Origin of the sequence: Rhodovulum sp. 12E13, from assembly GCF_003340565.1 — a bacterium.
Lineage (GTDB): Bacteria > Pseudomonadota > Alphaproteobacteria > Rhodobacterales > Rhodobacteraceae > HLUCCA09.
The window spans coordinates 1-19,723 of the sequence record NZ_QPLK01000022.1; the positions used below are offsets into that span (position 1 = coordinate 1).

20 protein-coding genes are annotated in these 19,723 nt (G+C 70.0%); 1 reads left to right on the plus strand and 19 read right to left on the minus strand.

The features are described 5' to 3' along the window. Positions 1 to 757 precede the first annotated feature (757 nt). The 15 genes from DLJ49_RS16445 to DLJ49_RS16515 form a co-directional block, all read right to left on the minus strand. Positions 758 to 1,456: an RraA family protein gene (locus tag DLJ49_RS16445; RefSeq protein ID WP_115394646.1), complete on the minus strand. Its 699-nt coding sequence runs from the start codon at positions 1,454 to 1,456 to the stop codon at positions 758 to 760. Beyond that, a complete protein-coding gene (locus tag DLJ49_RS16450) occupies positions 1,453 to 2,145 on the minus strand; it encodes an alpha/beta fold hydrolase (protein ID WP_115394647.1) in 693 nt (230 codons plus the stop codon). The genes DLJ49_RS16445 and DLJ49_RS16450 overlap by 4 nt, the downstream gene beginning before the upstream one ends. Continuing rightward, the gene (locus DLJ49_RS16455; RefSeq protein ID WP_115394648.1) at positions 2,142 to 3,266 is read right to left on the minus strand and encodes a cobalamin-independent methionine synthase II family protein; all 1,125 of its coding nucleotides are present in this window, start codon (positions 3,264 to 3,266) and stop codon (positions 2,142 to 2,144) included. The genes DLJ49_RS16450 and DLJ49_RS16455 overlap by 4 nt, the downstream gene beginning before the upstream one ends. Before the next feature lie 11 nt (positions 3,267 to 3,277). Then, positions 3,278 to 3,883, minus strand: a complete 606-nt coding sequence (locus DLJ49_RS16460) for a class I SAM-dependent DNA methyltransferase (protein ID WP_115394649.1) — start codon at positions 3,881 to 3,883, stop codon at positions 3,278 to 3,280. Further along, positions 3,871 to 4,869: a cupin domain-containing protein gene (locus DLJ49_RS16465; RefSeq protein WP_369932624.1), complete on the minus strand. Its 999-nt coding sequence runs from the start codon at positions 4,867 to 4,869 to the stop codon at positions 3,871 to 3,873. Before DLJ49_RS16465 ends, DLJ49_RS16460 begins: the two co-directional genes overlap by 13 nt. Before the next feature lie 41 nt (positions 4,870 to 4,910). After that, positions 4,911 to 5,894 carry a nuclear transport factor 2 family protein gene (locus DLJ49_RS16470; protein ID WP_115394691.1) on the minus strand — a complete coding sequence of 328 codons (984 nt, stop codon included), beginning with the start codon at positions 5,892 to 5,894 and terminating at the stop codon, positions 4,911 to 4,913. Continuing rightward, on the minus strand, positions 5,891 to 6,922 hold the full coding sequence (locus DLJ49_RS16475) for a LacI family DNA-binding transcriptional regulator (protein ID WP_115394650.1): 1,032 nt from the start codon (positions 6,920 to 6,922) through the stop codon (positions 5,891 to 5,893). The genes DLJ49_RS16470 and DLJ49_RS16475 overlap by 4 nt, the downstream gene beginning before the upstream one ends. Further along, a complete protein-coding gene (locus tag DLJ49_RS16480) occupies positions 6,907 to 7,668 on the minus strand; it encodes an SDR family NAD(P)-dependent oxidoreductase (RefSeq protein ID WP_115394651.1) in 762 nt (253 codons plus the stop codon). The genes DLJ49_RS16475 and DLJ49_RS16480 overlap by 16 nt, the downstream gene beginning before the upstream one ends. Next, positions 7,665 to 8,726, minus strand: coding sequence for an ester cyclase (locus DLJ49_RS16485; RefSeq protein ID WP_233489151.1), 1,062 nt, complete (start codon positions 8,724 to 8,726; stop codon positions 7,665 to 7,667). Before DLJ49_RS16485 ends, DLJ49_RS16480 begins: the two co-directional genes overlap by 4 nt. Then, positions 8,723 to 10,051, minus strand: a complete 1,329-nt coding sequence (hisD, locus tag DLJ49_RS16490; RefSeq protein ID WP_115394652.1) for a histidinol dehydrogenase — start codon at positions 10,049 to 10,051, stop codon at positions 8,723 to 8,725. Before hisD ends, DLJ49_RS16485 begins: the two co-directional genes overlap by 4 nt. Further along, a complete protein-coding gene (locus tag DLJ49_RS16495) occupies positions 10,048 to 10,590 on the minus strand; it encodes an ester cyclase (protein ID WP_115394693.1) in 543 nt (180 codons plus the stop codon). Before DLJ49_RS16495 ends, hisD begins: the two co-directional genes overlap by 4 nt. A gap of 124 nt (positions 10,591 to 10,714) precedes the next feature. Continuing rightward, entirely contained in the window at positions 10,715 to 11,872 is a 1,158-nt protein-coding gene (locus DLJ49_RS16500) for a carbohydrate ABC transporter permease (RefSeq protein ID WP_115394653.1), read from the minus strand. Between the two features lie 10 nt (positions 11,873 to 11,882). Then, a complete protein-coding gene (locus DLJ49_RS16505) occupies positions 11,883 to 12,905 on the minus strand; it encodes a carbohydrate ABC transporter permease (RefSeq protein ID WP_115394654.1) in 1,023 nt (340 codons plus the stop codon). A gap of 161 nt (positions 12,906 to 13,066) precedes the next feature. Next, positions 13,067 to 14,287 carry an ABC transporter substrate-binding protein gene (locus DLJ49_RS16510; protein ID WP_115394655.1) on the minus strand — a complete coding sequence of 407 codons (1,221 nt, stop codon included), beginning with the start codon at positions 14,285 to 14,287 and terminating at the stop codon, positions 13,067 to 13,069. A gap of 38 nt (positions 14,288 to 14,325) precedes the next feature. Continuing rightward, positions 14,326 to 15,381 (minus strand): ABC transporter ATP-binding protein, encoded by a 1,056-nt coding sequence (locus DLJ49_RS16515; protein ID WP_115394656.1) that lies wholly within the window; start codon positions 15,379 to 15,381, stop codon positions 14,326 to 14,328. Between the two features lie 109 nt (positions 15,382 to 15,490). On the opposite strand from DLJ49_RS16515, the gene DLJ49_RS16520 reads away from it, so the two are divergent. Next, positions 15,491 to 16,465: a nuclear transport factor 2 family protein gene (locus DLJ49_RS16520; protein WP_233489153.1), complete on the plus strand. Its 975-nt coding sequence runs from the start codon at positions 15,491 to 15,493 to the stop codon at positions 16,463 to 16,465. Between the two features lie 213 nt (positions 16,466 to 16,678). Here the strand turns inward: DLJ49_RS16520 and DLJ49_RS16525 are convergent, their stop codons facing one another. From DLJ49_RS16525 to DLJ49_RS16535, 4 genes are all read right to left on the minus strand, one after another. After that, positions 16,679 to 17,002, minus strand: a complete 324-nt coding sequence (locus DLJ49_RS16525; RefSeq protein ID WP_369932629.1) for a dihydroxy-acid dehydratase domain-containing protein — start codon at positions 17,000 to 17,002, stop codon at positions 16,679 to 16,681. 254 nt (positions 17,003 to 17,256) lie between these two features. Beyond that, positions 17,257 to 17,844 carry an SOUL family heme-binding protein gene (locus tag DLJ49_RS16530; protein WP_115394658.1) on the minus strand — a complete coding sequence of 196 codons (588 nt, stop codon included), beginning with the start codon at positions 17,842 to 17,844 and terminating at the stop codon, positions 17,257 to 17,259. Between the two features lie 61 nt (positions 17,845 to 17,905). After that, the gene (locus tag DLJ49_RS21845) at positions 17,906 to 18,052 is read right to left on the minus strand and encodes a hypothetical protein (RefSeq protein ID WP_158547492.1); all 147 of its coding nucleotides are present in this window, start codon (positions 18,050 to 18,052) and stop codon (positions 17,906 to 17,908) included. A 586-nt stretch (positions 18,053 to 18,638) separates the two neighbouring features. Next, a complete protein-coding gene (locus DLJ49_RS16535; RefSeq protein ID WP_115394659.1) occupies positions 18,639 to 19,712 on the minus strand; it encodes a DUF1513 domain-containing protein in 1,074 nt (357 codons plus the stop codon). Positions 19,713 to 19,723: the final 11 nt, after the last annotated feature.

The following is a 19,723-nucleotide window of genomic DNA, read 5'->3' on the forward strand; positions in this document are numbered from 1 at the left end:
GAGCAACTCGACCTGTTCGAAGCATTGAGCCTGCCGAAACCCGCCTGACGCACCTTGTCGTCACAAAAACGCGAACTCCCCGCCAACAATATCAATCGCTTATCGGATCAACTGTCGAACTTCGGCGGCCTGCACCGGCAGACAGCCGGTCGCGAGCTGCCACGCGCGGCCTGAACCGGGAAAAAGTACGACGGCGCGCTCCGGCCCTCGCCTTCCCATCTTGAATTGGCCCGTCACGGCCGGGCTCGCGGTCCACTATGATGAAGTGACCAAACGCCATCGTCGGGGAGACCGACCACGACCTTGACCGAGGAGATGCCGGATTGCGCCGTCCTGGTAGCGCTCGACATTGCCAAGATGCCGTAACAAGGCGAACCTGAGGAATCACCGTAGCGCGTTGATCGGCCGGGTGACGTGCGGTGTCGTTGCCCTCGGCACACCGTGCGGGGCGGTGGCAGTACACCACGTTTGTTCTCTCCTTGCTCTTTTCCTCAGTGGAATATGATCGGAGGCTTCTGAGCCTGCCGGAGACCTGCCATGCCCTGCTTCGATCCAAGCGAGTTCGGCCGCCTTCTCGCCTGTCTGACACCACAGGAGCTTCGGAAGGTCGAGGGTATGGTCGATGGCCCCTGACGCGCGAAGCTTTCATGTCGCGCAGCGCGTCAGGGGCCGTCAACTCTGGCGCGCGATCCTCGGGGACGAACACCAACTGCCGGGCGTGCTGGTGGCGCTCGAGACGCCGACTGGCCGGGGGCGGTCAGGTCCGTGCGCGCTCGAAAGCCGCCCAGGCCCGCGCGAAGGCGTCGAAATCGAAGCCGGGCGCGCGGGCGGCGTCGAGGACGATCTTCTCGGTCTCCAGCAGGCGCGCGATCGCGCTGGCCAGATCGGCGATCACCTCGGGCGGGACGACGACGGCGCCGTGCCGGTCGGCATGGACGAGATCGCCCGGCGCGACGCGCAGGCCCAGCACCTGCACCGGCACGTCGATCTCGCGGACATGCACGAAGGCGTGGCTGGGGCCCACCGAGCCCGCCACCACCGGGAACCCTTCGGGCAGATCGCCGAGGTCGCGGACCACGCCGTTCGTCAGCGCGCCCTGCAGGCCGAAGCCCTTGTGCACGCTGGTGTTGATCTCGCCCCAGTAGGCGCCGACGCAGTCGGGCCAGTCGAGATCCTCGACCACGGCGACGGCGGGCGCCGGCGCCTCGGCCATGTAGCGGTAATATGCCATCCGGCGCTCGCGCACGGTCTCGGGCGGGTCGGTCGGCGGCGCCACGGCGGCAAGACGGGCCGTGCGGGCGAACCCCACCATCGGCGGTGCGCCGGGGTGGGAGGCGACGGGCGTGCCGCGGGTGAAGCGGTCGAAGCCCCGGCGGCCCTGCGCCACTTCGACGGCGTTGCATACAGTCGGGGTGTCGACGGTCCGCATCAGTTCGATCAGCGTCTGGTCGGTCATGTCGTGAGCCAGTCCTCCAGGAGTGCGGAGACGCGCCGGGGCGCCTCCAGCGTGGTCAGGTGGCCCGCCTCTTCCACGATCTGCAGCCGCGAGCCCGGGATCAGGTCGTGCATCAGCTCGTGGCGGGAGACCGGGCAGGGCACGTCGTGGCGGCCGCAGAGGACGAGCGCCGGGCCGCGAAAGGCGCGCAGCGTCTCCGTCTGGTCCGGGCGGTCGCGCAGGGCGCGCGACTGGCGGACGAAGACCTGCGGGCCGAGGTCCTCGGCCATTTCCATGCACAGATCGAGGATCGCCTGCCGGCCGGGGCCCTCGGCAAGGTAGTTGGGCTTCATCTCCTCGCGCATCACCCTGCGCAGATCGCCGGACTCGACGGCCGCGATCTGGGGCGCCCGGCGGGCCTGCGCCTCCGGGGCCTCGGCCAGCGGGTTGGTATCCATCAGCGCGAGGCGCTCCACGCGATCGGGCGCCTGCCGCACTACCTCCATCGCCACGATCCCGCCCATCGACAGCCCGGCGAGGGCGAAGCGCGGGGGGGCGTGGGCCAGCACCTCGGCCGCCAGCGCGGGCATCTTGTCGTGCCCGCCGATGGGGGCGCAGTGGATCGCGTGCCGCCCCGACAGCGCGCCGATCTGGGGCGCGAACAGGCGCGCATCGCACATCATGCCGGGAAGCAGCACCAGCGGCGTCATGCCGAGGCGAGGCCCGCCCCCTCGGAAAGCGAGGCGAGCTTGGCCCAGGCGATGTCCGGGTCGACCGCGCCGTAGCCGGCGAAGGTGCCGAAACCGCAATCGGAGCCCGCCATCACCCGGTCCTCGCCGACGACCGACGCGAACCGTTCCAGGCGCTGCGCCACGATCCGCGGGTGTTCGACGAAGTTGGTCGTGGTGTCGACCACGCCGGGCACCAGCACCTTGTCCTCGGGGATCTCGGCGCGTCGGTCGCGGAAGACCGTCCATTCGTGGGCGTGGCGCGGGTTCGACGCCTCGAACAGCAGGTGCCGGGCGGGGGCCTTCATCAGCGTGGCGAACACCTTGTCCATGTCGATGTCGCAGACATGGGGGGCCTCGTAGTTGCCCCAGCAGATATGCAGCCGCACGCGGGCGGGGTCGATGTTGCGCAGCGCGTGGGCGAGCGCCTCGACATGGGAATCGGCGATCTTCACGAACTCGTCGTCGGACAGGTCGGTGAAGAGCATGTGGCGCGACAGGGCGAGGTCGGGGCAGTCGAGCTGCAGGTCGAGGCCGGCGGCGACGATCGCCTCGTACTCGGCCTGCATCGCGTCGGCGAGGGCGGCGAGATAGGCCTCGCGGCTGGGATAGAAGTCGTTCTGCAGGAACAGCGAGATCACCCCCGGCGAGGCGGCGTTCATGAAGCCGCGTTCGGCGCCATGCTCGGCCATGGCCGCGGTGAGATTGGCGATATCCTTGTCGAGGTCGTCGCCGCCCTTGGGCCTGACCTCGCCCACGCACATCGGCCGGGCGTATTGCGGCGTGCCGCCCGACTGCGCGATGCGCTCCAGGAAGCTGGGAAACATCTTGAGATCGGCGGGCGCGTTGCGCGGGCTGTCGCCGGCGAAACCGGTATAGCGGTCCTTGACGTAGGTCGCGTAGGAGATCTTGGAGGTTTCCCCGTCTGAGACGATGTCGATGCCGGCCTCAACCTGCCGGCGCACCGTCTCCGACACGGCGCGGGTCATGCATTCGTCGAAGGCGGCCACGTCGTAGGGCTCGCCCCTCTCGCGGGCGAAGATGAAGTCCACCACCTCCTGCGAGCGGGGGAGGGAGCCGACATGGGTTGCGAGGATGGGCATGGATCGTCTCTTCAGGTCTTGCGCGCCATCAGCACGCTGTGGTGGTCGGTTTCGGGGTCTTCCGCGAGAAAGCCGGTCAGGCGCATCCCGTTCTCCTCGAGGCAGGTCGCGTAACCGGCCGGCGAGAGCGAGGCGTGGTAGACGGGCTCTCCCCCCACCGTGCCCTCCGCCTCGCCCGCATCCGGGCCGACTGTCAGCAGGAGCGCGCCGTTCGGCGCGAGGTGGCGGGCCATGCGCGAGATGCAGGCGCGCTGATGGCCGGGGCAGAGGTGGAAGAAGCTGTCCCAAGCGATGATGCCGTCGAAGCTCTCGCCAAGATCGAGGGCGCGCATGTCGGCCTCGCGCCAGTCGCCCTCGGGCCAGCGCACGCGGGCGATCCCCAGCATGGCGGCGGAGAAGTCGACGCCGGTGACAGGGAAGCCCTCGGCCATGAACCAGCGCGCGATGGGCTCTCCCGCGCCGCAGCCGAGATCGAGCACCCGGCCGCCCGCGGGCAGGCAGGCGGCGAAGCGCGCCAGCCAGCGCGCTTCGAACAGCGCCCGCGACCGCTGGCCGTCGTAAGCCGCCGCCTGCCGCTCGTAGACGCCGCGGATGGCAGAGGCGGTCAGCCCGTCCATGTCGCCCCGGCAGGGTCGTCCGTGCCGACGACGCGGTAGAGCGCGGCCTCGCCGGTCATGCTCGGCACGGCGGAATGCGGCAGGTTCTCGGGCACCGACATGGTGTCGCCGGGGTTGAGGACCACCGAACCGCCGGGCCAGCCGACGCGCCAGTAGCCGCGCAGCGGCATCAGCACGGAGGGGCGCGCGTGGGCCTGCATCTCCTCGCCGGAGGATGCGCGGGTGACGAGATCCACCTCGAAGCCGGGACGATCGCGCAGCTTCGCCTCGGCGCCGATCACCCGGGCCGGCGTCCCGCCGGCGAGGGCGACGAGATCCCAGTAGCGGGCGACGTGGCGCGGGATCACGTCCTCCGCACCCGGCTCGGGGAAGGCGGCGAGTTCGGAGTCGGTCAGCAGCGGCATCGGCCCGACGCCGTCGGGCAGCGCCTCGCCTTTCTTGGTGTCGTAGAGCTTGCCGTTGTCGCCGAGGACGAGGCCGTGGTCGCGCGCGTCCTCGATCACCTGCGGCGCCCAGATCACGCCGCCGCCGGCGTCGTCGCCGCCCAGAATGGCCATGATCATCCCGTAATCGTCGCCGATGTTCTCGAAGCCGCGGAAGATGCCGGTGGGGATGTTGAAGATGTCGCCCTCCTCCAGCACCACCTCGCCCGCGGTGCCCCAGCGGCCCCAGAAGAAGCGCCAGCGCCCCGACAGGACGAAGAACACCTCCGCCGTGCGGTGGCTGTGCAGCGAATTGCGGCAGAGCGGCGGCTGGCCCGCCGCGCCGATGTTGAACCCGTGCGGAAGCTGGATGTGCACGTGCTGGTCGGCGCTTTCCGAGACGCCGCCGCCGATGATGGTGAAGTTCTCCTTTTTGTCGGAGCCCGGCGTGTGGGCGTCGATGAAGGCGGTGCGGCAGGGCACGAGTTCGCCGTAGCGGACGATGCGCTCCTCCATGGCCGCGGGCGTGATCTCGACGGGGCGGTCGAGCGTGTCGGTCTCCATCCTCTCCTCCTTGTCTGCGGCCGCGTCGGGCGGGCGCCCGATCAGCCGGTATGCAGGGCGATCTGCTTCCAGATCGCCGTCTCGTCGTGGAGCGTGAACTCGCGGCGCAGCCTCGGGGGCGCGGCGCCGAGGCTGCCAAACTCGGCGTGGCTGATGCCCAGCACATAGACGGGCGCGCCGGTCGGCGGGCCGAACGCGCCCCAGCCGTCGTGCCTGCCCCAGAGCGACCAGCGAACGGCCGCGCGGGGCGGCATGAGCGGATCGTGCCGGCCGATGACGTGGTGGATCTTGAACTCGGCCGAGGGAAAGGCCGCCCGCAGGCCCATCCAGAAGCGATCGACAGGCTCCCGGCCGTGCCCCGTCGTGCCGCCGGGATACTCCGACTGCACGGCTCGGTCGTACTCGGCGGGGATTACGGCCATGTCGGCGCCCATGATCCGCGTCAGGATGTCGGCGTAGCGGGCGCCCCATTCGTCGGCGTTGCCGACGCCCGCGTAGGGGCCGGCGATGTCGGTCTCGGGCGTCAGCGGTTTCACGCAGTGCCCTGCCCCCCCTTCGCGGTCGATGAGGGCGCGGGCGTAATCCTGCGGCTCCCATCCCATCTGGCGGACGATCGCGCCCTGATCGCGGATCAGCCATTCGTCGTCGATGGCGTTGGCGCGGGCGTGGCAATCCGCGATGATGCGGTAGCGCAGCGGCCGACCCGTGGCTGCGCCGTACACACCGTCACCCAGATGCGTGGCGGTGGACAGGATGCGGTGCGAGCTCAGCATCCCCTCCTCGGGCGTGCCGGACCAGATCACGTCCTCGCCCAGAAGCTGCCGGTCGGGGAACTCGGCGAGCGTCGCCATGGTCGCGGCGATCACGCCCTGATTGCCCACCACCACCGAGGCCGGCGAGCGCACCACGATGTCGGGCGCGTAGTAGCGGTGCAGGGTGGCTATGCCGCGATCTTCCCAGATCTCCTTCGTGATGCCGAGGATGTAATCGGGGAAGTCTCGGAACTGCGGGTCGAAATCCTTCATGTCGTCCATCCTTCCGGCACCCGGGCCGAGCCGCGCACCACGAGCGGGGCGGGGATCACGCTGGGGGGCGCGTCGGCGGCGCCGTCCTCGATCTGCGCCAGCAGCACCTCGACGGTACGCTCGACCATCAGGTTGGCGCGCTGGCGCACTGTCGTCAGCGCGTAGGCGGGCCAGGCGGCCGGCGGCACGTCGTCGAACCCCACGACCGAGACATCTCCCGGAACGGCGAGCCCCAGCTCGAAGCGCAGCACGTCCATCACAGCAAAGGCCATGTGATCGTTCGCCACGAACACCGCGTCGGGCCGGTCGGGGCCAGAGAACATGGCCCGCGCGGCCGCGCGGGCGCGGTCGTGGTGGAAGTCGCCGACCGCGCGGGCGTGGAGGCCCTGCCCGCCTTCGGCAAGACCGTCGCGGAAGCCCGCCTCGCGGTCGCGTTGAGTCGAGGCGCCCTCCCAGCCGGCGATGTAGCCGATGCGCGCATGCCCGCCGGCCAGCAGGAACCGGGCGACCTCGGCGCCGCCGCGGTAATTGTCGGACGAGACCGAGGCGACGCCGGCGATGTCCTGGGACCGGTTGAACAGAACCACCGGCACGCCTGCCGCCCGGCAGCGCGTGGCCAGATCGGAGGACAGCGCGACCGAGGCGGCGATGATGCCGTCCACCTGATAGTCGAGGATCTCCTCCAGCACCTCGTCGATGTTGCCCGCTGTCTGCGAGGCCATGAAGACCAGCACGTGGTAGCCGCGGGCCTGCAGGGCGTTGGAGAGCTTCTCCAGCGCCTCGGGGTAGAAATAGTTCTCGAGATAGGCGACTACGAGGCCGATGATCCGCGATCGCCCGGTGATGAGCGAGCGCGCCAGCACGTTGGGGCGATAGCCGAGTTCGGCGGCGGCCCGGCGCACCTTCTCGGCGGTCTTGGCCGAAACCGAGGCGCCGGGGGTGAACACCCGGCTCACCGCCGAGCGGCTCACCCCCGCCCGGTCCGCCACGTCCTGCGCCGAGACCTTCACCATCAGCCCGCCGTCCATCCGCCGTCGATCATCAGCGCCGCGCCGGTGACGAGCGCCGCGGCGTCGGAGGCGAGGAACATCACCGCGCCCATAACGTCCTCCACCTCACCGACGCGACCAAGCTTGATCCTGCTCTCGATCCAGGCGCGCTTGCCCGGGTCGTCGAAGGTGGACTGCGTCAGCGGCGTGCGGATGAAGGTGGGGCAGATCGTGTTCACGCGGATGCCGAGGGGCCCCCACTCGATCGCCATCGCCTTCACCATGCCCTCCAGGCCGTGCTTGGTCGCGCAATACACCGACCGGTCGATGCCGCCCACATGCCCCATCTGGCTGGAGACATGGATGATGGAGCCGGGCCGCCCCGCCTCGCGCAGCGCGGTCGCGGCCTGCACTGACAGGAAATGCGCCGCCCGCAGGTTGACCGCCATCACCGCGTCGTAGTCGGCCGGGTCGGTCTCCAGCGCCGGGGCGTGGCGGGCGAGGCCGGCGGCATTAACCACCACGTCGCAGGGTCGGGCGAACAGACGAGGCAGCGCGGTGAGGTCGGTGACGTCCGTCGCCTGCGCCTCGGCCTGCCAGCCCTCGGCCTGCATCGCCTGCACGGCCTCCTCCAGCGGGCCGGGCCGGCGGGCGACGCAGGTGACATGGGCCCCCGCCTCGGCCAGCGCCACCGCGCAGCCCAGCCCGATGCCGGAGGAGGCGCCGGTCACCAGCGCGCGCCGGCCGTCGAGCCGGAAGGAGGGCGTGCGGGGAAGAGCGGTCACAGCGGCCGTCCCGTCGCCGGGTCGAACCCCGCGCGCGCCTTGTTGAACGCCCGCATCCGCGCGAGGACGTCGACGCCGATCTGGTCGTACATGTGCAGCAGGTCGACGAGCACCCAGTTCTCGCGGATGCGGCCCGCCTCCAGCCGCCAGAAATCGAGACTGCGCATCTCGATCCGCTTGCCCGCCGGCGCGATGCCGAGCCAGCCGTCTTGGCTGAGCGTCTGGATCATGTTGGGCCAGCCGGTGACACCCACGTAATCGCCGTCGCCGAAGAAATGGTAGGTGATGTCGTCCACGTACTGGCCGCGGTCGGGCATGGCGTCGAGGAAGGGGATCTGGTGCCAGTCGCGAAAGCCCTTGATGCCGCGGCCCGTGCCGATGCCGGCGGGGCCGTACCAGCTCATGCGCTCGTGCCAGAACCGTGGCATCTCCATCACCTCCGGCCCCCCCTCGGCCGGGTGCTTCTTCATGTGCTGGAGCATGTCGACCACGATCAGGCAGGACTCGGTGCTGCGGGCCTGGTCGTGCGGCCCTGGCACGATGCCGTCCTGCGTGGCCGGCCCGGGGACGTGCCACTCGCGGCCGAGCGAGGGCGCCATGGGCCAGGCGCCCGCCTGCATCATCACCTCCGGGATGTCCCACAGCGCCTGGATCTCCACCACGCGCCCCGCCTCGAAGCGGTAGAACTCGTGGAAGCGCATATGCGCCATGTGGCGCGTGGGCGGAATGTCGAGGAACGGCGCGGCGAACAGCCCGGTGTAGTAGCCGCCGCAGCCCACCCAGTCGGCGCCTTCCGGCGTCTGGCCCGCCATAACGATGTGGTCGCGCCGCTCCAGATCGGGAAACGCGCGGAAGAGAGGCGCGAGCGCTCCGTCCCAAAAGGCGTCCGCCCCCGGCATCTCGCCGAAGGGATGGGCGAGGCGGACGACGGCCCCGTCGGCGAGCAGCGCGTCGAGGGCGTGGCGGACGCCTTCCTCCTCGAAGTCGTACATCGCCGCGCGCAGGGGCTGGAGCGCGGCCTTGTGCCGGCTGTGCCTGTCCGGCGCCTCGTAGGTCATTCCGCGGCCTCCCGGTGGGGAGCGGCGGCGCCGTAGGGCACGTTCTCGCCGCCGTAGCGGCGCACCCGCAGGTTGCATTGTTCGGCATGGCCCACGAAGCCCTCCAGCATGCACAGCCGCGAGCCGTAGGCGCCGACCATGGCCGCCGCCTCGTCGGTCAGGATCTTCTGGTAGGAGTGGGTTTTCAGGAACTTGCCCACCCAGAGGCCACCGGTGTAGCGGCCGGCCTTCTTCGTGGGCAGGGTGTGGTTGGTGCCGATCACCTTGTCGCCGTTGGCGACGTTGGTGCGCGGTCCGAGGAAGAGCGCGCCGTAGCAGGTCATGTGCTCGAGGAACCAGTCGTCGCGGTCGGTCATCACCTGCACGTGCTCGGAGGCGATGTCGTTCGCCACTTCCAGCATCTCGTCGTAGCTGTCGCAGAGGATCACCTCGCCGTAATCCTCCCAGCTTTTCCCGGCGGTGTCGGCGGTGGGCAGGATCGAGAGGAGCCGCGCCACCTCGGCCAGCGTGTCCTCGGCCAGCTTGCGCGAGTTGGTCACCAGAACGGCAGGGCTGTTATAGCCGTGCTCGGCCTGGCCCAGCAGGTCGGTCGCGCACATCTCGGCATCCACCGTCTCGTCGGCGATCACCATCGTCTCCGTGGGGCCCGCGAAGAGGTCGATCCCCACCCGCCCGAAAAGCTGGCGCTTGGCCTCGGCCACGAAGGCGTTGCCGGGGCCGACGAGCATGTGGACGGGGTCGATCGTCTCGGTGCCCAGCGCCATCGCGCCCACGGCCTGGATGCCGCCGAGCACGTGAATCTCGTGCGCGCCGCCGAAATGCATGGCCGCGACGACGCCCGGGTTGGGCTTGCCCTGCCACGGCGGCGTGGCGGCGACGATGCGCGGGACGCCGGCGACCGAGGCGGTGGCGACCGACATGTGGGCCGAGGCGACCATGGGGAACTTGCCGCCCGGCACGTAGCAGCCGACCGACTGCACCGGGATGTTGCGGTGCCCGAGGATCACGCCCGGCAGCGGCTCCACCTCGATATCCTGCATCGAGTCCCGCTGGGCGCGGGCGAAGGTCACCACCTGCTCCTGGGCGAACCTGATGTCGGCGATCTCGCGGTCGGAGAGCTCGCCGATCAGCGTTTCGATCTCTCCTTGCGTGAGGCGGAAGCTCTCGGGAGCGTAGTTGTCGAACTTCTCCGACAGCTCGCGCACGGCGGCGTCGCCGCGCGCCTCGATATCGGCCAGCGTGGTCTCCACGATCTGGCGGACCTTCGCGTCGTCCTGCGCGCGGTCGGCCTCGGGCCGGCCGCGCTTGAGATACTCGATCGTCATGTCTGCTCCTCGTGTTCGGGGCGCGGCGGCGTGCGCTCGCCCCTGTCGAACGCCTCCCAGCCATGGCCGTCGAACACGTCGCGGCCGAGCTGGGCGAGCACGTGGGGGAAATCGACCATCACCCAGTTGTCGGCGATGCGGCCGTCCACGACCTTCCAGAAATCCATGTACCGGATCTCCACCCGCTTGCCGGTGGGCGCGACCCCCATGAACGGACCGGTATGGGTGGCCTCCTGCCGGCCGAAGGCGGCGGCCCACTCGCCCATGAAAAGCCGCGCCTCGTCGATGCACGTCTTGTCGGAGAAGGCCGCCTGGAACGGGCGCTGCCAGTTGTCCTGGAACTCCGTCAGGCCGTGCTTGGTGCCGCAGCCATAGTTGCCCATCCAGCGGAAGCTCTCGTGGAAGAACTCGCCCATATCGTGGATGCGATGGTCGTTCAGGCCGTCGACCATGCCCTCGATCACGGCGCGGGTCTCGTCTGTTTTCTCCATGTCCGTGCCGCGCGTGAGCACGGCCTGCTCGGGACGGGAGCCCTTCATCATCGGTCCTTTCGGGATGTGTCGCGGAGTCTGCTGTGCCGGGGCAGGCCCGCGTCGAGGAAATCCCGCGGCATCCGGTTGAGGGCCGGGTGGCGCGCGAGCGCGGCGGTGCGTGCGGCGCGGCTCATCCCTTCACCGCCCCCGCCGTCAGGCCGCTGACGATCTGGCGCTGGAAAATCATCACGAGCAGAAACAGCGGCGCGGTGATCGAGACGGCCGCCGCGACCGCCTCGACCTGGTCGGTGGTCGTCGTCTCGCGGTTGAAGTAGCCGGCGATGGCCGGGACCATCGTCTGGTTCTGCGCGTCGAGCAGCAGCGAGGTTACGAGGAAGTCGTTATACGCCAGCAGGAAGCTGAACAGGCCGGTCGTGATGACCCCGGGCCACATCACCGGCATGATGATCCAGCGGAAGGCCTGGAAATGCGTGCAGCCGTCCACCCGCGCGGCCTCGTCGAGCTCGGCGGGGATGTTCTGGAAGAAGCTGCGCAGCATCCAGATGGTGAAGGGCTGGTTGATCGAGACGAGCACCGCGATGACCGCCAGCGGCTGGCCGTAAAGCGTCGGCGCGTTCTCCCCAAGGATCGGCTCGAGGATCTGGGCGGAGTTGATGAAGACGGGCAGATAGCCCGCCACCAGCACCGAATGCGGCAGCGCGCGGAACACCAGCGCGATGATCAGGATCCAGAAGGCCAGCGCCGAGCCGGACCGCGCGAGCGCGTAGCCCGCCAGCGTCCCAACGGTCAGCGAGATCGTCACGACGCCGGCCGTGACGATCATCGAATTGATGAAGTTGCGATAGAAGGCGTTGTCCACCCATACGGCCACGTAATGCTCCGTCGTCAGCCCGAGGACGGGCCGGCCGAGCGGGCCGGTCACGGCCTCCAGCGGCGCGACCACCAGCGGCAGCAGGCCGAAGAAGGCCACGAGGAACCCGACGGCGAAGAGCACCGCGCCCACCAGCCAGCCGACGACCAGCAGGCCGGGCGGGGTGAGCTGCGCCACGATCCGGGGGAGGCTGCGCATCGCGATGCGGGCCGAGAGCCAAAGCATGACGGCGCCCAGCCCGATGTCGAGAAGCGAGAGGCCGGCGCCGTCGGCCCTTGTCTGCGGCCCCGTGATCACCTCCCAAGGGTTGGCGGAGAAGGCGTCGACCGGCGACTTGAAGCTCATCACCGCGATCCAGAGGATAGGGAAGGCGGCGAGCAGCAGCCAGAAGGCGAGGAAACCGGAGGAGGCGAGCCTCAGGCCGAGAGGCATGCGCATGGCGCGGGGCGTGGACATCAGCGCCTCCTCAGGACTTGCCGTGGTGGTCGCGCCAGGTGCGGCGCAACAGCGGGATCAGCAGGATCACGATGCCCACCATCGTCAGCATGGCGCTGGCCGAGGCGCGGGAGATCGCGCGGTTGCCGGCGTCGTCGGGCGTGAGCAGGTCGTAGGTCAGCCATTGCAGCGTGATCCGGTAGGCCTGGCTTGAGAAGCCGACGACCTCCTCGAAGGCCCGGTAGGCGTCCATCAGGTGGATCAGCGCCACGAAGATGATGAGCGGCATCAGGTGCGGCACGATCACGTATTTCAGGCGCTCCCAGCGGTTCGCCCCGTCGATGATGGCCGATTCCAGGGTGTCCTGATTCACCGTCTGGAGCCCCGCGTAGAAGATCACGAAGGCGAAGGGCGCCACGTGCCAGACCCGGTAGAACATCATCAGGATCTCGATGGCCCAGCCGTTGGCGGCGACGGAGATGTCGGTGGCCAGCCACTGCTCGAGCAGCGCGGTCACGATCCCGTCGCCGTAGAACAGCCAGCGGATCGAGAGCGCGCCGATCACCGGCGTGATGATGAAGGGAAGCAGCGAAACGAAGATCACTGGCCCCTTCAGCGAGCGGGCCGCGTTGTTCACCGCGATGGCGATGGCGAGGCCGAGCCCGATCACCAGGGGCAGCGTGATCAGCGTGAAGGTCAGCGTGAAGCGCAGCGCCTTCCAGAAGTCGATGTTGAGGATTCCCGCCCAGGCGCCCTCGGCGAGCGCCTCCCCCATCGCCGCGAGCCCGAGGACACGTTCGTAGGACAGCCAGCCCACCCATTCGGTGGTCGTCACCTGATTGCCGGCCGCGTCGAGGACCGGCTGCGTCTTGATCTCGGTGGTGCAGGTCTGTTCGAGGAAGCCGGCGGTGCAGGTCTCCACCTCCACCTGCTCGACGACGGGCTGGGTGATCCGGAACGAGTTGAGGAATACCGTCACCAGCGGGAAGGCGATGAAGATCAGCATCATGACGATCGACGGCGCGACGAAGGCGGCGAAGGTGCGGAACTTCATGGCATTCCCTCCTGCGGCTGCGAGCGCAGCGGCGCGCGGCCTCAAGTCGAGCACGCCGGCGCCACGGCCCGGTCCCGCCGGCGTGGGGTGGCCGCCCCGAGCGGTGACGGCCGTCGCTGACGGCGGCGGGCGGCCGGCCCGGGGGGCCGGCCGCGCCCTGCTCACTCGAGCAGGCCGGCTTCCTTGGCGGCCGTGATGTAGGCCTCCTCGACCGCGGCCAGCGTCGCCTCGGCGCTGCGCTCGCCGGTGAAGAAGGCGGGCAGTTCGTTGCCGAGCGCGGTGTGCATCAGGCCCATCTGGCTGGTCGAGGGATAGCTCGGCGGCGCGGGCTGGGCGGTCGCCGTGGCGATGGCGCCCTCGGCCAGCCGGTTGGGCTGGTAGCCGTCGATCAGCCAGATTGCCTCGTCGTTCGACTCCTGCACCATCTCGGTGTCGATGCCCTCCATCGCGACCCGGAAGGCGGCCTCGGCCTCCGCGTCGGTGATGTTACGGGCGACCACGATGCCGTCCCACCACAGCGTGGTGGCCGGCGGGCCGCCCTCGACCGCGCGCGGCGCCGCCGCGGCGTAGACATCGCCCACGACCTGGCTCTCCTCGGCGTTGTCCATCGCCCCGCCGCGCGAGGCCCAGAGATTGGCCATGGCGATCTTGCCCTGCTGGAACTGCTGCTGGACGTAGGTAGAGTCGGACACCAGCACCTCGGGGTCGGCGTATTCGGTCAGCGCCTTCATCGTCTCCAGCGCGTTCACGCCGGCCTCGGTGTTGACCGTCGGCATGCCCTCGTCGTCGTAGAACCAGCCGCCGTAGCCGATGAACATGTTGTTGAAGTCCTGCCCCATATTCCAGCCGGACTTCATCGTCATGCCGAGCGGGTACTCGACCACGCCGGCCTCCTCGATGACCTCTGCGGCCTCCAGCACCTCGTCGTAGGTCTCGGGCACGTCGAGCCCGAGCTCGTCGAAGATGTCCTTGCGGTACATCAGGTGCTGGGTGTTCACCATCATGCCCACAGCCATGATCTGCCCGCCCACGCGGATCAGCTGGTTGGGCTTCAGGTGCTGGCCGTATTCCTCGACGAGCGCGTCGAGCGGGCGCACGGTGCCCTGGTTGAGCAGGGGGGTGATGGTGCCGTTGGAGACCCCGCCGAGATGGTAGAGCGAGGGATCGGCGGCGAAGGCGGCGGGCTGCTTGGTGCGGAACTCCTGGTCGAGTTCGGCCTCGAAGTTTCCGCATTCGGCCATGGCGTCGGTGACGCTCTTCCACGCCTCGAACCCGGCCGAAAGCATCTTGACGGGCGTGTCGTTGTCGAAGGCGCATTCCGCCGCGGCGCCGGTGGCCGTCAGCGCCGTGGCGCCGGCGAGAAGCATGGATCTCAGGTGCATGTCGGTCTCCCTGTTGGCGTTGGTCGGGGCGGCGGCGGTCAGGTGCCGCCGCCGATCCGCTGCCCGGTCTGCGTGTCGAACAGGTGGCAGATGCGGGCAGGCACGGCGAAATGGGCCGTATGCCCGATCTCGCTGCGGAATTCCTTATGCGCTTTGACGGCGATCAGCGCGCCGCCGGCGCGCACGGTGATCATCGAGGCGTCGCCCAGAAGCTCCAGCGTGTAGACGGGTGCGGCGATCTCCCCCGCGGCGTCCGTCACGTGGGCGTCCTCGGCGCGGAAGCCGAGGGTGACGGGGCCCTCCGGCCCGTCGAGACCAAGGATCTCCACGCCTTCGGCGCGGAAGGTGCCACCCTCCAGCACCCCGTCCATCAGGTTCATCGCTGGCGAGCCAATGAAGCCCGCGACGAACGTGTTGGTTGGGCGGTCGTAGATCTCGGTCGGCGTGCCGACCTGCTGGACGACGCCCTGTTTCATCACCACGACGCGGTCGGCCAGCGTCATCGCCTCGATTTGGTCGTGGGTGACGTAGACCGTCGTCACCTGCAGTTCGTGGCTGAGGTTCTTGATCTGCGCCCGCGTCGAGACGCGCAGCTTGGCGTCGAGGTTCGACAGCGGCTCGTCCATGAGAAAGACGTTCGGCTCGCGCACGATGGCGCGGGCGAGCGCGACGCGCTGGCGCTGGCCGCCCGAGAGCTCGGCGGGCCGGCGGTGCATGAAGGGCTCGAGCTCAACCATGCGGGCGGCCCGCATCACCTTGTCCTCGTGGGTCCCGGGGGCCGCCTTGCGCACCTTCAGTGGGAAGCGGATGTTCTCGTAGACGTTGAGATGCGGGTAGAGCCCGTAGCTCTGGAAGACCATCGCCACGTCGCGGTCCTTCGGCTCGAGGTCGTTCACCACCCGGTCGCCGATGACGATCTCGCCCTCGGTGGCGTCCTCCAGCCCGGCGATCATCCGCATCGTGGTCGTCTTGCCGCAGCCGGAGGGGCCGAGAAGCACGAGGAACTCGCGGTCCTCGATCGTGAGATCGAAGTTGGCGACGCCGACGAAGGAGCCCCAGCGCTTGGAAATGTTCCGCAGTTGCACCTGCGCCATGGCCGCTCCCCCTGCCGGCTTGCACACGATTGCAAACCTGCATAGCGAAGCCGCTGACGCTGTGGCAAGGATTTTCTGCAATCTTGTGCAACATCGGAAGGAGAGGCAAGTGGACGACCCCCGCGCGCGCATCCGGACGGGTCTCGAGGAGATCCTGCGCTGCGACGACGAGGCGATGCCGGCCGCGCTCGACGCGGTGCTCACGGAGGACTGCATCTTCGACGTCTCCCACCCCATCGAGCGGCTGGAGGGGCGCGAGGCGATCGGGCGCGGCTTCTTCGGCCCGCTGCGACGGGCCTTCACCTCCGTCCGCCGGCGCGACGAGATCTTTCTCGGAGGGCCGAACCGGCGTGGCGAGGGCGAGACGTGGATGGCGGCCGTGACGCACTACGTGGGAACGTTCGCGGACCGTATGGCGGGCATCCCGCCGTCGCAGCGACTGGCCTTCCTGCGCGGGGGCGAGTTCTACCGGATCGAGGGCGGGCGGATCGCGCAGGCCCGGATCATCCTCGACCTGCCGGATCTGATGCGGCAAGCCGGCCGGCCGCCCTTTCCGCCGATGCTCGGCACCGAGATGCTGTTCCCCGGCCCGGCGACCCATGACGGCGTCTGTCCGGCGAACGGCGACGGCGCCCGGAGCCTCGACCTCGTCGAAGCGATGCTCGCCGATCTCCAGGACTTCGACCCCGAGACGTTCGACAGCCGGGACCAGACGGGCGAGGGCGGCTACTGGCACCCGGACATGCTGTGGTACGGCCCCGGCGGGATCGGCTCGACCTATCGCTGGGAGGGCTTCGTCAAGGATCACCGCGCCCCCTTTCTCAGCGCCTTCCCCGATCGCAGGGGGGGCAACCATTACTGCCGGATCGGCGACGGCAACTACGCCGCCGTCTCGGGCTGGCCGTCGATGACGAAGACCCATCTCGGCGACTACCTGGGGGTGCCGGCCACCGGAAAGCGACTGACGCTGCGGGTGATGGATTTCTACCGCTGCGAAGCCGGGCGCATCATCGAGAACTGGGTGCTGCTCGACTATGTCGATCTGTTCCGCCAGATGGGCGTGGACCTCCTGCGCGGCCCCTGACAACGCGCATGCCGTGGCGAGCGATGTGCGCGCAGCCCCTTTCGGTCTCGCCGATCCGGGCGAGTATCCCGGCGCGCGCGCCTGGCCGCGCGGCGGCGACGGCCACGTTGGAGACGAAGCCGCCCCAGCCCCTGCGCCACTCGGTTCCGCCTCGACGCGGAAGCTCGACCTGCGGCTCTCTGGGGCAGAGGAGGCGGCCGGTCATACGCTCGCTCAGTGGTTATCGCGCGGCAGGTGCCGGGCCGCGATGTCGCGATACGCCGTGGCGCCCTCCAGCACCGCGCCCGCGTCGAAGGGGCGGACCTTCTCGCGGAACAGCGCCTGCCAGGGCGACTTGCTCTCCGGCGCGCGGTAGCTCCCTGCAGCTTCCGGCTCGGCGCAGCGGCGTGCGATCTCGTCGTCCGGCACCAGCATGTCCGCCCGGCGCGCGCGGAGATCGACGCGGATCCGGTCGCCGGTCCGGAGGAGCGCGAGGCCGCCGTTGCCTTCGGCGCGGCGTTCAGGATCGAGGCGGAGGCGGAGGTGCCCGATTGCCACCCGTCTCCGATTCAGGGCAGCGCGTGGATACCGCGCCGGATCAGGTAGACGGGTGGGCGCATGTTCACGATTTCGGCCCCGCCGGAATGACCGTCAAGGCACTGCGCAACGTGAGTAGACGTCACCGCGCGCATGGAAAGCCGGCACGGACGAGGCGACCGGCACGGGAGGGCGAAGGTCGTGTGCACATGGTTCCCTGATGCACGCGGCCCCGTCGGCCGTCGGAGCCGCCCGGGCGCGCGCCGCCGCCCGGGCTATTCCGAGACCGGACGCAGTACCTCGTTGCGGCGCAGAAAGCCGGGTGTGAACGGATCGTTGTAATAGGCATATTCCGGCGGCCCTTGCGGAACGAGGCCGCGCGCCCGCATCCAGTCGTCGAGGTCCTCGGCGAAGCGGTCGAACCGGGCGTCTGTCCAGCTGCCCGAGAAGCGCACCGCCGCCACGAGGCGCGCCTCCGTCTCGACCAGGTGCACGTCGCCGGCCGGCTGCGGCAGGCTCGCCACAGAGCGCCCCGCGGGCATCAGGAAGGACACGGCCCAGCCTGCCTCCGCGGGCTCCTGGGTGACAGGTGCCGTCATGGCGATCTTCTCGCCCTCCCTGTCTTTGGCAAAGATGTAGCGCGACAGCGGGCCGAAGGCCGACCGGACGGCCGTCCCGCGGTCGCCGGCCCGCTCGACGCGGGCGGCCACCACCGGGGGATACCGCCGCAGCTCGAACGCACCGTCCTGCTCGACAAGGGCATAGTCGGGGGTTTCGACCGACCATGCCGCCCACGCCCAGGCACCGACGAGCGCGGCGATGCCGAGCCCGCCTCCGATGGCGACCAGCGCGATCCAGTTCATCGCCACACGTCCTTGCCTACGGCCACGACGCGGGGCGCCGGCGCTGCCCGCGATGGTCTCCTCACCGGCGCCGCGATGCGGACACGTAGACGAGGCGCTGCGGCCGCTCCGCGCCCCGCGCCTTCACCCGCGCCCGCGCAGCGAGGTAGGCAAAAGCCGTGGCGAAGGCGGCCGCCGTGAGGCCAAGGGTCTCGGCATCCAGATCCATGTCGTCCTCCGTTGGCTACCCCTGAGCTACGACCAGATCATCGTGCCGGATGACTCCTGCCTCGTTCGGCTGCGCGGCTCGGGGTCTTCAGACCGACAGGCGAAGCCTGCCTTTTCCGGAGGGGGATGTCCGGATCGACCTCTGCTCCGCGACACCGACGGCGGACGCAGGATCTCGGCTTGACCACTCGGGATCCTGGGACGCCGAGTCCGTCCCTGTCTCTCGCTGCCTCCCTCGAAAACCAGGGCGACCGGTACCCTGCCGCGCGCCGAAGCTCCCGACGGCCGCCGTCACGTACGCCACCCAGACCGGTGTCGACGCAAGCTCGTTCGTCGCGATCGGCCCGGACCGGACCTTCGCGGAGCGCGAGGCGCTGCGGCGCAGCTTCACCGGAGCGGCCATTCGCTGCAGAAGCACTGGTATTGTTTGGTGCTCGGTGGGAACGCGGCCATCCTGTCTTCCGCTGAAGATGTTCGACCTGCGCTGCGATTGCGAGGTCGGCCATCGCCATGCCTGTTGGGAAACAATCGCAGTCGAGATTGTGGGTGCCTGGTCCCGCGTCGGATGCCTCGTCCCTCTTTCGTCCTCACGCCAGGGCGACAAGGTGGTTGTCCCAGGCGACCGGGTGATCGGCGGTCGGGCCTGCGCCGCCGAGGGGGAGGAGGCGGCCGGTGCCGGTGGTGGCGAGGAAGCCCCCGGACGCGGGCGCGACGCCGCAGATGTCGGGCGCGGCATGGGCGGCAACGAAGGCCCCGGTCTCGGCATCGAAGAGATGGGCCTGGCCGCCGCGGGGCGAGGTGATTGCGACGCGGCGTCCGTCGCCCGAGAAGGCGACCGAGCCGGCATAGCCCTGCATCGCGAGCTGCGCCGCGAAGGGAGCGGTGGCAAGGCGCGGAGGATCGCCGCGCCGGTGGAGGAGCAGGAGCGGCGGCGCCTCGGCCGCCTCGCCCTGCCACTGCATCGCGGCCGCAACGAGGCCGTCCGGCCGGGCGGCGAGGTGGCGGATGGAGTTCAGGCGCAGCTCGGGCGGTAGCTCGACGACGTCCAGTACGCGGCCGTCCGGCGCGAGATAGGTCAGGTTCGGCCGCATCGTGGGCAGGTTCAGCTTGGCGCGGCCGGTGTCGGGGTGGGTCTCGATCCCGCCATTGGCGACGACGAGCGTCTCGGCGCCCGGCAGGCGCAGGATCTCGTGCGGGCCGATGCCGCCGCTGTCCAGTTCGCCGATCCGGGCGTAGCCCCGGGCCGCGTCCCAGATACCGATGACCCCGCTTGCGGCGGCGGTGTCGTTCTCGGTGGTGTAGAGGCGCGTGCCGTCTGCCGAGAAGGCGCCGTGGCCGTAGAAGTGGCGGCCCGGCGGCGCGGTCAGCTCGGCGGAGACACGGGCCCCTGCGCAGTCGAGGACGAGGGCGAAGGTGCCTGGGCGGCGGGCGAAGGCGACGGCCTCGGGGCGCTTCGGATGGGCGGCGGCGGCGTGGCCGCGCGCCGGCAGCGGGAGGGAGAAGACGGCCGCGCCCCGCCCCGACAGGCCGAAGAGCCGGTAGGCGCCGCCCCCGTCCCGCGCGGCGGCGAGCCAGGCGGGGCTGCCCGCCCCGGCCCAGCCGAGGCGCGGCGCGAGGGCGGTCGCGGCGAGGCCGGCGAGCAGGCGTCGGCGGGTGGTCATGGGGCGTCTCC